This window comes from Nocardia camponoti, assembly GCF_014646135.1.
GTDB lineage: Bacteria > Actinomycetota > Actinomycetes > Mycobacteriales > Mycobacteriaceae > Nocardia > Nocardia camponoti.
The window spans coordinates 35,215-50,570 of record NZ_BMMW01000003.1 but is presented as its reverse complement, the minus strand read 5'-3'; the positions used below and the strand labels follow the sequence as shown (position 1 = coordinate 50,570).

Below are 15,356 nucleotides of genomic sequence, written 5' to 3'. Positions count from 1 at the left end.
CGCAGTATGACAGTGTTGCGCACCTTGAGTTTGAGCATTCTGCTTATTTTTGAGTGAGCCACTTGCGCACTACGCGTAAAAGAGGATGCTATGTGACATAGGTCGCACATGCCGAAACGGGCAGCTGCGACGGCGTTGCCGAACCCGCCAACAAGGTGCGGAAAGGAGGCGAGATGCGGATCAAGCAGCCCTACCCGGTGCAGTTGGTGCAACCCGATGGTCGACGGGTGTTCGACCCCGTGCACGCGGCGTTGGTCGCTGATGTCGGCCCGCGTGAACTGCGCGCGCTCTATACCGATCTTGTTGTCACTCGTCGCATCGACGTCGAAGCCACCGCGTTGCAGCGGCAAGGTCAGCTCGGGTTGTGGCCGCCGCTGCTAGGGCAAGAGGCCGCCCAGGTTGGGTCGGCGCACGCGCTCAAGCCGGACGACTATGTGTTCGGCAGTTACCGCGAAACAGCGGTCGCCTACTGTCGTGGCGTTCCGCCCGAGCAGCTCACCGCGCTGTGGCGTGGCGTGGCGCATCACTGCTGGGACCCCGACGAGGTCAACATGACGAACGCCAACATCGTCGTGGGTTCGCAAGCCCTCCATGCCACCGGCTATGCCTACGCCGCTCAGCTCGACGGCGCGGAGATCGCGACCATCGCGTATTTCGGTGACGGGGCAACAAGCCAGGGTGATATCGCCGAAGCACTCGGCTTCGCGTCGGCGTGGACCGCGCCCGTTGTCTTCTTCTGCCAAAACAATCAGTGGGCCATTAGCGAACCGGTGAGCGTGCAGAGTCGCGGGCCGCTTGTGCAACGGGCCGACGGGTACGGGATGCCTGGCGTGCAGGTTGATGGCAATGACGTGCTCGCGGTCATGGCGGTCACGCGGCAGGCGCTTGAGCGTGCGCGTACCGGCGGCGGCCCAACGTTTATCGAGGCCATCACCTATCGCATGGGCCCGCACACCACCGCCGACGATCCCACTCGCTATCGCGTCGCCGCTGAAATGGAGCTGTGGGGGCGTCGCGATCCCATCGACCGGGTTCGCGCTTTGCTTGAGCGCGAAGGACTTTACGACGAAGGGTTCGCCGAGGAAGTGGCCGCCGTTGCCGACGATGTCGCGCGTCGGGTGCGCAGCGCCACGATCAATGCGCCCGATCCCGAACCGATGAGCATGTTCGACCACGTCTACGCCACCGATCATTCGCTCGTCGCGGCCGAACGCGCGCAGTTCGCCGACTATCTCGCCGAAGGAGGCACGCCATGATCACCACTTTCGCCGCCGCGCTCAACGCTGGGTTGCGCGCGAGCATGGATAGCGACGCCAAGGTCGTGCTGCTCGGCGAGGATATTGGCAAGCTGGGCGGCGTCTTTCGGGTCACCGACACCTTGCAAAAGGACTTTGGTGACCGTCGGGTGATCGACACCCCGCTTGCCGAATCGGGGATTATCGGCACCGCGTTCGGGATGGCATTGCGCGGGTATCGGCCGGTGTGTGAAATCCAGTTCGACGGGTTCGTGTACCCGGCGTTTGATCAGATCGTGTCGCAGGTCGCCAAGATTCACTATCGCACTGGGGGAAAGGTCAAGGCGCCGTTGACCATTCGCATTCCGTTCGGCGGCGGCATTGGGGCGGTTGAGCATCACTCCGAATCGCCCGAGGCGTATTTCGCGCATACGGCTGGGCTGCGGGTTGTTGCGCCGAGCACGCCAACCGATGCGTATCAGATGCTCCGTCAGGCCATCGCGCTCGATGATCCGGTGATCTTCTTTGAGCCCAAACGCAGGTACTGGGACAAGGAGGATGTCGATTTCGATGCCGGGCCGGATTTGCCGCTCGACCGGGCGCGGGTGCTCATGGAGGGTGTCGATGCGACGGTTGTCGCCTACGGCGGCACAGTGGCAACGGCGGTGAACGCGGCGAAAATCGCTGCGGACGAAGGACATTCGCTTGAGGTCATCGACCTGCGCAGTTTGTCACCGCTCGACGTCGACACTGTCGCCGCGTCGGTCAATAAGACAGGCAAACTGGTGATTGTTCATGAAGCGCCAGTATTTGGCGGGCTCGGTGCGGAAATCGCCGCGCGGATCACCGAACGGTGTTTCTATCAGTTGGAAGCGCCCGTGCTGCGCGTTGGCGGATACGACATCCCTTATCCCCCCGCTAAGCTCGAAAAGCATCACTTGCCCGACCCCGACCGCATTCTCGCCGCGGTCGATCGCTGTTTGGCCGCATAAGCGTGACCGCCCACGAAACCAGCTTGCCGACGTGAGAGGTATCCGTATGCCCGCTGAGGATTCTGACGTGCTCGAATTCCGGCTACCAGACCTAGGGGAAGGACTCGCTGACGGCGAGCTGGTTTCGTGGGCGGTCGCGGTGGGCGACACGGTCGAGCTCAACCAGACCATCGCTGAGGTAGAGACCGCGAAAGCTGTTGTGGCGCTTCCGTCGCCGTTCTCCGGGGTGGTTGTCGAGTTGCTCGCGCAGCCTGGCGACACCGTTCCCGTTGGCGCGCCGCTGATCCGGGTGCGCAATGATCTGGCGGTTACACCACAGCCCACGGTTGATGAAGTGCGGCGCGACGACGTGCTTGTTGGGTACGGGCCGTCAGCTGAGGCCACGTCGCGGCGGCGGCCTGCGGTTTCTCGTGAGGGTGCGTCGTCATCGCATCGGGCGAGCGCTACGCCGGGGGCGCGAAAGTTGGCGAAGGAGTTGGGTGTCGACCTGTGGTTTATCGCGGGGTCGGGGCCGGACGGGGCGGTGACGGTTGAGGATGTGCGGGCTTCCGTTCCCGTTACGGTGCCTGGTCGGCAGGGTGGGTCTAACGGGGGTTTTGGTGTCGACAGCGAGTTCGTTAGGGCCACACCTGAATTCGGGCGAGGTTCGAGTCCCGAGCGGGGTGGCTCAGCGGCGGGAACGGGTCCCGGAATTGGGTCAGGGTTAGACGGACATACTGCGGCCCAGCAAAACAGCGACCACAGCGGCACCGACCGGGGGAGTGGGGGACTGATTGAACCGACCGCGCGCGAAGAACGCGTCGCGGTCAGTGGGATTCGCAAGCGCACGGCCGCTGCGATGGTTGCGAGTGCCCGCACGATTCCCCAGGCGAGCACGTTTGTGACGATCGACTGCACGGCGTCGATGGAATTGCTCGACCACCTTCGTACCACCAAATCCTTTGCGGAACTGGCACTTACGCCGTTGTCCGTTGTAGCGAAGGCAGTGCTTGCGGCCATCGCGGACTTCCCCGCGATCAACGCCAGTTGGGATGAGGAAAACCAACAGATCGCGATCAAGCATTTCGTGAACCTGGGCATCGCTGTCGCCACCGACCGAGGTTTGCTCGTGCCGACGGTGAAGGAGGCGCACACGCTTGGGCTGAGCGAACTGTGCCGCGAGATCGCGTGGTCGGCCGAGACCGCTCGCTCCGGCGACGCGACCCCAGCCGACCTACGCGGCGGCACGTTCACCATCACCAACGTTGGTGTCTTCGGTGTGGATTCCGGTGCGCCCCTAGTGAACCCGGGCGAAGCGGCGATCCTGTCGCTGGGCGCAATCCGCCGCCGCCCGTGGGTACACCGCGACGAACTGGCGATTCGCTGGGTCACGACGTTGGGCCTGAGCTTCGACCACCGAATGATCGACGGCGAACTGGGCGCCCGATTTTTGGCGAGAGTGGGCGAGTATTTGTCAGACCCGCTGACGTTATTGAGTAGGTAGGAGCGCGACCCGTCCGACGGTTGGCGTCGAAGTCAGGCCAGTTTCGGGGGACTGGTCCCAGACAACGGGGCCGGTAACCATCATCATCGGGCGATGACCGACGTTCACGCGACTGACCAACCAGCTGGACCGCGCAGTGACGCAGCGGCTGGTGGGACGGCCGCGGCGGCTGGGGTGGGTCAACCCATCGGGGCCGGGCTTATTACCGCGCTTGTCGGGTTCACCAGTTCGTTCGCGGTCGTGCTCACCGGGCTGCGGGCAGTTGGGGCGACTCCCGCGCAAGCCGCATCCGGCCTGCTCGCGCTGTGTTTTACCCAGGGCGTCGGGATGCTGATCCTCAGCCTGCGGTATCGGATTCCGCTCACGCTGGCCTGGTCAACGCCCGGTGCAGCGCTGCTCGCCGGGACCGGCGCGGTCGTTGGTGGCTGGCCCGGCGCGATCGGCGCGTTCATCGTCACCGGCGTCCTGATTGTGGCGACGGGGTTGTGGCAGCGACTTGGCGCGTTGGTCGCGTCGATTCCGGTGCCGCTTGCCCAAGCGATGCTCGCTGGCGTGCTCGTTCCGATCTGCCTTGCCCCGGTGAAGGCACTCGCAACCGCGCCCGCGATCGTTGTCCCGACGATCCTCACGTGGGTCGTGCTCCAACGGTTCGCGCCGAAGTGGGCGGTGCTCGTTGCGTTTGTGGTCGCCGCCGTCGGCACTGGAATCGACATCGCGGTCGCGCATCGACCACTTGACCTAGCCGCGATGGTCCCGACGCTGGAACTGACCGTTCCGCACTGGTCGTGGCAGGCGGTAATCGGCCTCGCGGTGCCGCTGTATGTGGTGACGATGGCGTCGCAGAACATTCCGGGCGTCGCGGTGATGCGTTCGTTTGATTACGAGGTGCCGTGGCGACCGTCGCTGCTGCTGACCGGCATCGGCACCGTGGTCGGCGCACCAGCGGGCGGCCACGCGATCAACCTTGCCGCGATCAGCGCGGCACTGTCGGCAGGCACGAGCGCGAGCCCGGACCGCAACCGCCGTTGGATCGCCGCAACAACAGCGGGAGCGAGCTACCTGTTCCTCGGCTTAGCGTCGGCGGCGGTGGTCACGTTCATCGCGGCAGCACCACAGGGGACGGTGGAAACTGTTGCGGGCCTTGCGCTTTTGGCGACACTGGCCGCTTCCTTGGCCGGATCACTGGCCGACCCAACGCACCGCATCGCGAGCTTGGCAACCTTCCTCGTCGCCGCATCCGCCACCCCTTTCCTCGGTGTTGGCGCGGCCTTCTGGGCACTGTTAACCGGCATCGTCCTGCGCCGCGTGCTGCCCGCAACAACGTGAGTATCGTTTCGGGCAGAGGGGCGAAGTGAAGGAGTGCGATGAGTGCGGTGCTGGTCTCTCCCGAAGAACTTCGGGAAGAGTTGGTGGACACCCGAATTCACCTGCTTGACGTGCGGTGGGCACTGGGTGACCCGAACGGTCCGCAGCACTACCTCGACGGTCACCTGCCCGGTGCTGTGTTCGTCGACCTCGAAACCGAACTGGCCGCGCCCCCTTCGCCCGCGCAAGGTCGCCACCCGCTCCCGGATACAACGCACTTCCAAAAATGCGCTCGCAGTTGGGGTTTGACCGCCACCGAGCCTGTCGTCGTCTACGACGCAACCGGGGGCCTCGCCGCCGCCCGCGCCTGGTGGCTGTTGCGTTGGGCGGGCGTGGAGAACGTGCGCATTCTCGACGGCGGTCTGCCCGCCTGGATCGCGGCGGGCGGCGCTATCGCGACCGGCGAAGAACCAGCGCCCGACCCCGGCGACCTGGTCGTGCACCCCGGCGCGCTCTCCACCATCGACATCGATGGTGCCGCGACCTGGCCGGGTCAACTGCTCGACGCGCGCGCCGCCGAGCGCTACCGAGGCGAGGTGGAACCCATCGACCCGCAGGCAGGCCACATCCCCGGCGCATTGAGCGCCCCAACGACCGGAAACCTGGACGAAAACGGCCGCTTCCTCCCCGCCGAGGACCTCGCCGAACGTTTCGCCGCGCTGGGTGAGGGCCCGTTCGCGGTGTACTGCGGATCGGGTGTCACGGCAGCTCACCAGGTCGCCGCCCTGGCCATCGCGGGCCTAGACGCGGCCTTGTACCCGGGTTCGTGGTCGCAGTGGTCGAACGACTCGGACCGACCGGTCGAAAAGGGGGCGTGAGCAGGCGCCGACTACGGGCACCCCTTCGCCACCTCAGCCAATCGCGCCCGGTCAGCAGCCGTAATCGGCAGGTCGTAACTCACCGCGACCGTCAAATACTTCGCCGCGTAAAAACAGTGACTCGACCCGGCGGGCGGCAGCCAACTGCCCGGCGTTTTGTCGCCCTTATCCTGATTCGCCCTGCCGGAGACCGCGAGCAGGTTGACGACGGTGTCGTTGGCGAAGCGAGCGCGACGGGCGAGCGACCACGCGTTCGCGCCAAGATCCCATGCGGCGGCCAGCGGGAACACGTGGTCGATCTGGACCGCCCCCGCATCGGCCTTGGTGAACGTGATCTCGGTGCCGGTGTACGCGTCGGCCAATACCCCGCCGACAACGACGCAGTTGCCGCGTTTCACCACGTCACGCAACTGTTGCGCCAACACATTGTCGCGAGTTCCACACCCATCGTGGCCGTCGGGCGCATCCGTATCGTCCGACCACGCCGCCCCAAAAACGCACCCCTGCCCAGGCTTACACCCACGCTCGTACCCACCGGGCTTCCCACGCGCATCAACCATCCGCACCCGCGCAAGCAACTCTTCAACACTGGTCCGCGCGGGACTCCCCGGCGCAGGCGCGTCCCCTCGCAACGGCGCGCACGCGGCAAGCACCACCGTGAGCAATGCCACGACGGCGACACCGAGCGAACGCAACGGGCTCATGCGAGAGTTCTACCCCCACCCACCGACAGGTTCGGAAATTAAGGCAGATAGCCCGGTCAAACTGCGCCGGGCGAAACTTGTCGGGACCACCTGCTTGGATGAACACCATGCTGCACGCTCTCTGGTCCCCAGGTTCGGGCTTGCTGCTGTACTTCGACAGCCCCGACGAAGCCGTCGACCAAGCGAAGATCGGGCCTGTCCTCACTGACCTGCTTCATCGCGCGAAATTTCGCCACAAAGCCCACGTCTACGACCCCGCAACGCGCGGCGTCAAACAGGTGCCCGCGCACGCGCTCGCCCCGCCGACCGCCGCCGCGATTCTGCGCACCCGCCTCCCTCGCGGCGACGCCATTTCCGGCGACCTGCGGTTCCTCGCCCATGTCGTGCGCGGCATCGAACGGTGGGTTGAGGCTGGGCGCGTCGTGCCGCAGCTCGAACGCGCCGACGGCCAGTGGTGGGCCCGCTGGCGGCTCATCGGCGGACAACGGCAACGCGCGTGGCTCGCCGAGCTAGCAACAGCCATGCCCGCCGCGCTTAAAGCGGCAGGTCCGCCGCTCGAAGTGCTCGATGACCTCATCACCGAGCTCACCGACCCCATCGCCCGCGAACACATCGCCGACCGGCGCATGACGCACCCGCTGCTCGACGCGCTCGTCGGCGACATCCCGCTTGAATCCGGTTCGTATCGCCTCGCCGAAACCCTCGCGCATTGGCGAGCCGGCTACACCGCCGACGAACCTGAACTCGTGCTGCGACTGTGCGAACCCGACGGCACCTTCGGCACCACCGATGAAGCAACCGCGCTGTGGCGGCTCCAAGTCTGCCTGCGCCCAGTCGATGACGCACCCAAACCTGTTGCGCTGGAAGATGATGCAGTCCTCGTCCGCACCGCAGCTGAAAAGCTGGCCGCCGCGCGCAAAGCCTATCCGCGCCTCCGCGACCTCCCAAGCGACCCGCGCGGCCTCGACCTCCTCCTGCCGACCGAAGTGGTCGTCGACCTAGTCGCGCACGGCGCGCACGCGCTCAAAGAAAGCGGCATCCGCCTGCTGCTTCCGCGCGCGTGGAACGTCGCCGAGCCGAGCATGCGCCTCCGTGTGACCAGCCCGGCCGCCGCCGAATCAACGGTCGGGCTCAGCGGCCTGCTGTCGTATCGCTGGGAACTCGCCCTCGGCGACATGGTGCTCACCAAAGCCGAGATGGAACGGCTGATCCAGAGCAAATCGAATCTTGTTCAGTTGCGCGGTGATTGGGTCCAAGCCGACCACCGCGTCCTCGCCGCGGCCGCGCGCTACGTCGCGCAATACACCGACGACACGCCCATCACCCTCGCCGACATGATCGGCCAACTCGCCGCCGAACGCGTCGACGACGTTCCGGTCACCGAGGTCACCGCCGAAGGCTGGGTCGCCGACCTTTTCGAACGCCAAGCCGAACCCGAACTGGTCGAAACCCCGCAGGGACTCAAAGCTGAACTTCGCCCCTACCAGCAACGCGGTCTGAGCTGGCTCGCGACAATGAACCGCCTCGACTGCGGCGCAGTTCTCGCCGACGACATGGGCCTCGGCAAAACTGTTCAGGTCCTCGCGCTGTTGCTTCACGAGCGTGAAACAGTCGAAAAACAGCCTGGCCCAACGCTTTTGGTGTGCCCGATGTCGGTGGTCGGCAACTGGCAACGCGAAGCGCAGCGCTTCGCCCCCGACCTGGAAGTCCTCGTCCACCACGGCGCCGACCGCCGCAAAGGCGACGACTTCGCGAAAGGCGTCGCCGACGCCGACATCGTCGTCACCACCTACGCGCTCCTGGCCCGCGACGCCGCCCTCCTCGGCGAACAACAATGGGAACGCATCGTTCTCGACGAGGCCCAACACATCAAAAACGCCGCGACCAGGCAGGCGAGAGCCGCGCGAACCCTCAAAGCACGCCACCGCCTTGCCCTCACCGGCACCCCGGTCGAAAACCGACTTGAAGAATTGCGCGCCCTGTTCGACTTCGCGATGCCCAAACTGCTTGGCAGCCCGCAGTCGTTCCGCGCGCGCTTCGCGGTGCCGATCGAACGCGAACGCGACCAACTCGCCATCGACCGCCTGCGCCTCATCACCGACCCGTTCGTCCTGCGCAGACTGAAAACCGACCCGACCGTCATCACCGACCTGCCGGAAAAGCTGGAAATGACGGTCCGCGCCAACCTCACCGTCGAACAGGCCGCGCTGTACCAGGCCGTTGTCGACGACATGCTCACCAAGCTCAAGAGCGCAAAAGGCATGGCGCGCAAGGGCATTGTGCTCAGCACGCTCACCCGACTCAAGCAGGTCTGCAATCATCCCGCGCACTACCTGTCCGACGGCTCGCCCGTCCTCCGACGCGGCAGTCACCGCTCGGGAAAGCTCGCGCTCGTCGATGACATCCTCGAATCTGTGCTTGCCGACGGCGAAAAAGCCCTGCTCTTCACCCAATTCCGCGAGTTTGGTGACCTGCTGCTGCCGTATCTCACCGAACGGTTTGGCACACCCGTCCCGTTCCTGCATGGTGGCGTGAGCAAACGCGGCCGCGACGACATGGTCACCGGTTTTCAGCGCGAAGACGGCCCGCCCCTCATGCTGCTCTCGCTCAAAGCGGGTGGGACGGGCCTCAACCTCACGGCAGCGAATCACGTTGTGCACCTTGACCGTTGGTGGAACCCCGCCGTGGAGAATCAGGCGACCGACCGTGCCTACCGCATCGGCCAACACCGCGCGGTGCAAGTTCGCAAACTCGTGTGCGTCGACACCATTGAGGAGCGCATCGACGACATGATCACCGGCAAGAAACAACTCGCCGACCTCGCGGTAAGCGCGGGCGAGAATTGGATTACCGAATTGAGTACCGACGAATTGCGTGATCTGTTTACCCTCGGCGCGGAAGCGGTGGGCGACTAATGGTTGATTATCGCGAATTCGGGAAACGGAAACCGGTGGTCGGCGGTGCGAAAACGCATGGCGGATTCGGTCGAACCTGGTGGGGCAAAGCATTCCTTGACGCGGTGGAAAAGGTGGGCGACGCGGGTCGGCTCACGCGCGGCCGTACCTACGCTCGCGCAGGTCAGGTGGTGAATTACCGGATCGAGCGCGGTCTCGTTCCCGCTGAAGTACAGGGAAGTCAGCCGAATCCGTTCCGCTCGGAACTGAGCGTGCGGCCACTTCAGAGCGAAGAAGTTGAGCTGCTGCTCGAGGAAATTAAAGGCGCGCCCGGAATGCTCGCCGAAATAGCGTCTGGTGCGTTGCCGAAAGCGCTCGCCCCGCACTTGCTCCCAACGACGGCGGCCGAACTCGATTTCTCGTGCAGCTGCCCCGATAGTGGTTGGCCGTGCAAGCATGTGGCTGCGGTCTGCTATTTGGTCGCCGAACGCATCGACGAGGAACCGAGTGTCCTGCTCACCTTGCGCGGGCTCGACCTCGACACCCTGATTGGTGGCGTCGAAAAGTCAACGGGCGACAACGAATTCAGCGACCCTTACGGCGACGAGCTAGTACTACCCGACCTGCCGCGCATCGAATTCACCTCAGTCCTCGACGATCTCGATCCGCTTGTCCTTCGACAGGCGCTAAGAATGTCGTCCGAAGATGAACCGATGGCGGCAACCGGCCTTAGGGAACTGCGCGACCTTTACCGCGAATTCGACCGCTAAGCAGGCAGTTCGTAGTCGAACCAAATGTGGTGGCCGCCTTTGTCATCCACGTAAAGCGCGCCGGTGCCGGTGATGCCCGTCAATCCGCCTGTCCCACTCTGCGGCACGATGAGGAAGAACTCATGCGTGCGGTCAGTGCCGCCGGTGGTTGCGGAATGGACGAAATTGAACGTACCAGCAACGCCATTGAGCGTGCCGTCGAAGGATTCCATCGCCACGTAAGTGCCCGCGCCGGAATCCATGTCGAACGCTGCGGTGAAGAGCGTGGCCGAAACTCCGCCGATTTCACCGGAGTATTCCTTGGTCATATGCGACACGCCAACGGGCAGCGCGGTGACGATCGGCGGTTCTGGTTGAACGGGAGTCGGGTCGAACGCGGTGAGCGCAAAGGTTCCGATTGCCTTCATACGACGATGCTAAACCGTGCGACGGTACTGTCCACCGACGGTGAAAAACGCGTCGGTGACCTGCCCAAGCGTGCACACGCGCGCGGCGTCGAAGAGCACGTCGAACAGGTTTTCGCCCGCATGCGCGGCGTCGGCGAGCGCGGCGAGCGCGACTTCGGCTTCGCTGCGGTTGGCCTGTTTGAATGAGGTAACGCGGTCGAGTTGCGAGCGTTTCTCGGCTTCGGTCGCGCGGGCGAGTTTGATGGGTCCGGTCGCGTTTTCGGTGTCGCTGAGGAAGGTGTTGACGCCGACAATCGGCAGCGTGCCGTCGTGTTTGCGCTGCTCATAGAGCATTGACTCGTCCTGAATGCGACCACGCTGGTACCCGGTTTCCATCGCGCCAAGCACGCCGCCGCGCTCGCTGATCCGATCGAATTCGGCGAGCACGGCCGCTTCGACGAGGTCGGTGAGTTCGTCGATGATAAAGCTGCCTTGGAGCGGATTCTCGTTCATCGCGAGTCCCCATTCCTTCGCGATAATGAGCTGAATCGCCAACGCTCGCCGCACGGATTCTTCGGTCGGGGTAGTGACCGCCTCGTCAAAAGCATTGGTGTGCAGGCTGTTGCAGTTGTCGTAAACCGCGATGAGCGCCTGCAAGGTGGTGCGAATGTCGTTGAACTGCATTTCCTGCGCGTGCAACGATCGGCCGGAGGTTTGCACGTGGTACTTCAACTTCTGCGACCGCTCGTTCGCGCCGTACCGGTCACGCATCGTGATGGCCCAAATGCGACGGGCAACGCGACCGAGCACGGTGTATTCCGGGTCCATGCCGTTCGAGAAGAAGAACGAGAGATTCGGTGCGAAGTCGTCAATATTGAGTCCGCGCGCCAAATATGTTTCCACGTACGTGAATCCGTTGGCGAGTGTGAACGCGAGCTGACTAATCGGATTCGCACCCGCTTCGGCGATGTGATAGCCCGAAATCGACACCGAATAGAAATTCCGCACCCCGTTGCGGATAAACCATTCCTGCACGTCAGCCATCATGCGCAAGCTGAATTCCGTCGAGAACAGACAGGTGTTTTGGCCCTGGTCCTCTTTGAGAATGTCGGCCTGGACGGTGCCGCGCACGGTGGCGAGCGCGTCCGCGCGTAACTGCTGAGCTTCCTCGCGGGAAGGCGCGCGGCCCTCGGCGGCGGTGAATTTCGCGACCGCCTGGTCGATCACCGCGTTGAGGAAGAACGCGAGCACTGTTGGCGCTGGCCCGTTGATCGTCATCGAAACCGAGGTGGTGGGCGCGAGAAGGTCGAAGCCGTCGAACAATTCGCGCATGTCGTCGAGCGTCGCGACGGAAACGCCGCTGGTCCCGACCTTGCCGTAAATGTCGGGGCGCTCGGCTGGGTCGTTGCCGTAGAGCGTCACCGAATCGAACGCGGTGGACAGTCGAATCGCGGGCGCATGCGCGGACAGCACCTTGAACCGGCGGTTTGTCCGCGCGGGGTCGCCTTCGCCAGCGAACATCCTTGCAGGGTCCTCGTTTTCGCGTTTGAACGGGAAAACGCCAGCGGTGAACGGGAAGCGACCGGGCAGGTTCTCGGTGCGTAGGAACCGAACCAGTTCCCCGTCGTCGGTGTAGCGGGGGAGCGCGACGCGCGGAATTATATTGCCCGACAAGCTTTCTCGTGTTGTCGTGACGCCCGCCCGCTCGCGGTAACTGGCCGCAACGGCAGGCCACTCGCGCAGTTGCGCGACGACATCAGTCGGGAGCGCGGCCTGGGCCTGGTCAAACAGTTCGCTGACCGCGGGGTCGTCCGGCAATTCCTCATGCACTAAAGCGAGTCGCTGTGCGCGCTGAGCGGCGGCAACGAGCTGACCAGTCGCGGCGTGGTAATCGCGCACCGTCTCGGCAATTTCGGCGAGGTAGCGCACACGGGTCGGCGGAATCAGCGTCGCGAAGCGCGTCGACACCTTTGTATCGACGGTCGGCAGCGAGCCCTGCGCAACTTCTAGACCCTTCTCCGCGAGCAACCCGCTGAGGTGCTGGTACAGCGCGGTGACGCCGTCGTCATCGAAAGTGGCTGCGCTAGTACCGAATACGGGCATATTCGAAGGTGACGAGCCGAACGCCTCGCGATTGCGCACCAACTGTCGCGCGACGTCACGCACCGCGTCGGCCGCACCGCGTCGTTCGTACTTATTTACCGCGACAACGTCCGCGTAATCGAGCATGTCGATCTTCTCCAACTGCGACGGCGCGCCAAACTCCGGCGTCATCACATACAGCGCGACGTCAACGTGGTCGACGATCCCCGCATCACCCTGACCGATGCCGGGCGTTTCGAGAATCACCAGATCAGCGCCCGCCGCCTTACACGCGTCGATGATCAGGTCGATGTTGTCAGGCAGTTCGTGATTACCGCGCGTCGCGAGCGAACGGAAGTACACGTGCTCGCCGTCGAGGGAGTTCATCCGAATGCGGTCGCCGAGTAACGCACCACCCGCGCGACGGCGCGTCGGGTCGACGGCCAACACCGCGATGCGCAGCTTGTCCTGCTGGTCGACGCGCAGCCGGCGCACCAATTCATCAGTGAGCGAAGACTTTCCGCTGCCGCCGGTGCCGGTGATGCCGAGGACGGGCACCGTGCGCGCTGCTGCGGCCGCGCTAATGTCAGCGCGCTCATTGGCCGACAACGTGCCTTGCTGAAGACACGTGATCGTGCGCGCGAGCGCCGTGCGCTCACCGGCGAAAAGCGTGCTGACCTCGGCTGACGTGGCCGACAAATCAACATCGCACGTAGCGATCAGCTCGTTGACCATTCCCGGCAGCCCAAGACGCTGCCCGTCCTCCGGCGCGAAAATCCGCACGCCGGACTGAGCGAGCCGGGCGATTTCGTCGGGCACAATCACCCCGCCGCCACCACCGAAAATCCGCACATGCGCGGCCCCTGCTTCGCGCAGTGACGCCGCGAGATATTCGAAGAACTCAACATGGCCGCCCTGATACGAGCTGACAGCGACGCCGTTGACGTCTTCCTCAACCACCGCGTCGACGATGTCGCGCACCGACCTGTTGTGCCCGAGATGGATCACTTCCGCGCCCTGAGCTTGGAGAATGCGCCGCATGATGTTGATCGCGGCGTCGTGGCCGTCGAAAAGCGCCGCCGAGGTGACGAACCGGACGGGGTGAACGGGAACGTGCAGCTCAGGCAACGCGGGCCTCCACTTAGTCGCATGTCCAATACTTGGACATCAAACTAATTCTACGTCGCGAGTGGGCGGCGCGGTCACGAATCGCCGAGGGCAACCGACGTCGTTCGCGGGTGGGCGCACCTTGCGGCCGCCTAACGCGACGAACCGCCAAGGACAACCCAGCGTCGTTCGCGGCTGGCCGGGCGGCGCGGTCACGAATCGCCGAGGCAACCGACGTCGCTCGCGGCCACCGCGCAGTGCGGCCACCCAACGCGACGATCGCTAAGGACAAGCAGCGTCGCTCGCGGCTAGCCAGGCAGCGGCCGCCCAGCACCAACGTGACCGCAGGACGCCTGCCAGCGGGGAATTCGCGCAATCGGCGAAACGCACGGCCAAACTCAGCGAAGTCCGCCCTCGGGGTGCACATACTCAATCCATGACACAAGCGGTGGCTGTCGCGGTGGAACGGCTCGTTGCCGACGGGGTCCTCAGTCCCGCGCAACGTGACGCGGTGTTGCACGCGACCGAGGAGGCACGTCGCGACGCGCGGCCAACCTTCGGGCGCGCGCTCGCCGAAGCCGTCGCCTATCTGGGTGCGGCGATCGTGTTCGCCGGGGTCGTTGTCCTCATCGACTACGGCTGGGACGACCTCGCTCAAACCGGTCAGGTGCTGCTGCTCGTCGTCGCGGCAGGGTGCTCGATCGCCGGTGGCGTTGTCGTCGTCGGTGGATGTCGTGGGATTTTTCGGCGCGTGCCGATCGCCCCGGCGGGTCGCGTGCGACTCGCCGCGATCCTCTTCGCCCTCGGCACCTGCATTGGTTGCGCGGCCGTCGCGATCGCGCTCGACGCCGCCGACCGCGAAAGTCCGGCGGCCGTCGCGCTGACCGGGCTTGTCCTCGCGCTGCTCACGTACCTGATGGTCCCCAGCGTGATCGGCCTCGCGCTCATTGGCGTCGCCGCGGGTGTCACCGCGGCGGTGCTCGCCGACTATTCGCACTGGACAGGCGCGTTGCTGCTGGTCATTGCCGCGGGCTGGTTCGCCGTCGCTTACCGGCGCGTCCTCGTCGCGAACTGGGCTGGGTACCTCATTGGTGGCGTGACCGGCGTTGTGGGGGCGCAAGCGCTCGGCGAAGGGGAGTCGGCGTGGCAGCCTTCGGTCACGGCCGTTGTCGGGCTGGTCGCGCTCGCGTTGGCCTTCGCGCGATGGGAACCGGTGCTGGTGATCGGTGGTGCGGCGGCGCTCGCGATCGCACTCGGCGAGGTCCTGTTTCGCACCACGGATGGGGGAGTTGGCGTCCCAGCGATCGTGATCACGGTGGGGTTGATCGTGCTCGCCGTCGCGATTGGGGTGATTGTGCGGGAGCAACGCGGCCGAGAACGTCCCGTTGCCGCCGGATCGCGGTGCGACCTCGACGTCGGCTGACATCGACCGCGCCTGACGCGGCACCGTGTCGCGTGCGATGAGTCACATCCTGCCCCGGCCAGATAGAAATGCACGGACGTCCAACTTTATCGTGACG

Annotated in this window: 11 protein-coding genes; 8 read left to right on the top strand and 3 right to left on the bottom strand. The window is 64.9% G+C overall.

Going from position 1 to position 15,356, the window contains the following annotated elements; genetic code table 11:
• Positions 1–173: 173 nt before the first annotated feature.
• From pdhA to IEX78_RS15070, 5 genes are all read left to right on the top strand, one after another.
• A complete protein-coding gene (pdhA, locus tag IEX78_RS15090; RefSeq protein WP_188829660.1) occupies positions 174–1,256 on the top strand; it encodes a pyruvate dehydrogenase (acetyl-transferring) E1 component subunit alpha in 1,083 nt (360 codons plus the stop codon).
• Entirely contained in the window at positions 1,253–2,227 is a 975-nt protein-coding gene (locus IEX78_RS15085; RefSeq protein ID WP_188829659.1) for an alpha-ketoacid dehydrogenase subunit beta, read from the top strand. Before pdhA ends, IEX78_RS15085 begins: the two co-directional genes overlap by 4 nt.
• Positions 2,228–2,273: 46 nt before the next feature.
• Positions 2,274–3,710 (top strand): dihydrolipoamide acetyltransferase family protein, encoded by a 1,437-nt coding sequence (locus IEX78_RS15080; RefSeq protein WP_188830209.1) that lies wholly within the window; start codon positions 2,274–2,276, stop codon positions 3,708–3,710.
• Positions 3,711–3,803: 93 nt separating this feature from the next.
• Complete coding sequence (locus IEX78_RS15075; RefSeq protein ID WP_188829658.1) at positions 3,804–5,036, top strand: benzoate/H(+) symporter BenE family transporter; 1,233 nt, start codon at positions 3,804–3,806, stop codon at positions 5,034–5,036.
• A 38-nt stretch (positions 5,037–5,074) separates the two neighbouring features.
• Positions 5,075–5,893 carry a sulfurtransferase gene (locus tag IEX78_RS15070; RefSeq protein WP_188829657.1) on the top strand — a complete coding sequence of 273 codons (819 nt, stop codon included), beginning with the start codon at positions 5,075–5,077 and terminating at the stop codon, positions 5,891–5,893.
• 11 nt (positions 5,894–5,904) lie between these two features.
• On the opposite strand, the gene IEX78_RS15065 is transcribed toward IEX78_RS15070, so the two are convergent.
• On the bottom strand, positions 5,905–6,597 hold the full coding sequence (locus IEX78_RS15065) for an HNH endonuclease family protein (RefSeq protein ID WP_188829656.1): 693 nt from the start codon (positions 6,595–6,597) through the stop codon (positions 5,905–5,907).
• A 107-nt stretch (positions 6,598–6,704) separates the two neighbouring features.
• On the opposite strand from IEX78_RS15065, the gene IEX78_RS15060 reads away from it, so the two are divergent.
• The gene (locus tag IEX78_RS15060; RefSeq protein ID WP_444543789.1) at positions 6,705–9,512 is read left to right on the top strand and encodes a DEAD/DEAH box helicase; all 2,808 of its coding nucleotides are present in this window, start codon (positions 6,705–6,707) and stop codon (positions 9,510–9,512) included.
• On the top strand, positions 9,512–10,261 hold the full coding sequence (locus tag IEX78_RS15055) for an SWIM zinc finger family protein (RefSeq protein ID WP_188829654.1): 750 nt from the start codon (positions 9,512–9,514) through the stop codon (positions 10,259–10,261). The genes IEX78_RS15060 and IEX78_RS15055 overlap by 1 nt, the downstream gene beginning before the upstream one ends.
• Here IEX78_RS15055 and IEX78_RS15050 read toward each other — a convergent pair.
• Together IEX78_RS15050 and icmF are read right to left on the bottom strand one after the other, a co-directional pair.
• Complete coding sequence (locus IEX78_RS15050) at positions 10,258–10,668, bottom strand: DUF3224 domain-containing protein (RefSeq protein ID WP_188829653.1); 411 nt, start codon at positions 10,666–10,668, stop codon at positions 10,258–10,260. The genes IEX78_RS15055 and IEX78_RS15050 overlap by 4 nt on opposite strands.
• 9 nt (positions 10,669–10,677) lie before the next feature.
• Positions 10,678–13,857, bottom strand: coding sequence for a fused isobutyryl-CoA mutase/GTPase IcmF (icmF, locus tag IEX78_RS15045; protein WP_188829652.1), 3,180 nt, complete (start codon positions 13,855–13,857; stop codon positions 10,678–10,680).
• A gap of 415 nt (positions 13,858–14,272) precedes the next feature.
• Here icmF and IEX78_RS15040 point away from each other — a divergent pair, with 415 nt between their 5' ends.
• Entirely contained in the window at positions 14,273–15,259 is a 987-nt protein-coding gene (locus IEX78_RS15040; RefSeq protein ID WP_188829651.1) for a DUF2157 domain-containing protein, read from the top strand.
• Positions 15,260–15,356: the final 97 nt, after the last annotated feature.

What these genes read in the sequence shown, in the direction of transcription:
- IEX78_RS15065 (WP_188829656.1), bottom strand. Translation starts at nt 6,597, where the DNA reads ATGAGCCCGTTGCGTTCGCTCGGTGTCGCCGTCGTGGCATTGCTCACG.
- IEX78_RS15040 (WP_188829651.1), top strand. Translation starts at nt 14,273, where the DNA reads ATGACACAAGCGGTGGCTGTCGCGGTGGAACGGCTCGTTGCCGACGGG.
- IEX78_RS15060 (WP_444543789.1), top strand. Translation starts at nt 6,705, where the DNA reads ATGCTGCACGCTCTCTGGTCCCCAGGTTCGGGCTTGCTGCTGTACTTC.
- IEX78_RS15070 (WP_188829657.1), top strand. Translation starts at nt 5,075, where the DNA reads ATGAGTGCGGTGCTGGTCTCTCCCGAAGAACTTCGGGAAGAGTTGGTG.
- IEX78_RS15080 (WP_188830209.1), top strand. Translation starts at nt 2,274, where the DNA reads ATGCCCGCTGAGGATTCTGACGTGCTCGAATTCCGGCTACCAGACCTA.
- IEX78_RS15055 (WP_188829654.1), top strand. Translation starts at nt 9,512, where the DNA reads ATGGTTGATTATCGCGAATTCGGGAAACGGAAACCGGTGGTCGGCGGT.
- pdhA (WP_188829660.1), top strand. Translation starts at nt 174, where the DNA reads ATGCGGATCAAGCAGCCCTACCCGGTGCAGTTGGTGCAACCCGATGGT.
- IEX78_RS15085 (WP_188829659.1), top strand. Translation starts at nt 1,253, where the DNA reads ATGATCACCACTTTCGCCGCCGCGCTCAACGCTGGGTTGCGCGCGAGC.
- IEX78_RS15050 (WP_188829653.1), bottom strand. Translation starts at nt 10,668, where the DNA reads ATGAAGGCAATCGGAACCTTTGCGCTCACCGCGTTCGACCCGACTCCC.
- IEX78_RS15075 (WP_188829658.1), top strand. Translation starts at nt 3,804, where the DNA reads ATGACCGACGTTCACGCGACTGACCAACCAGCTGGACCGCGCAGTGAC.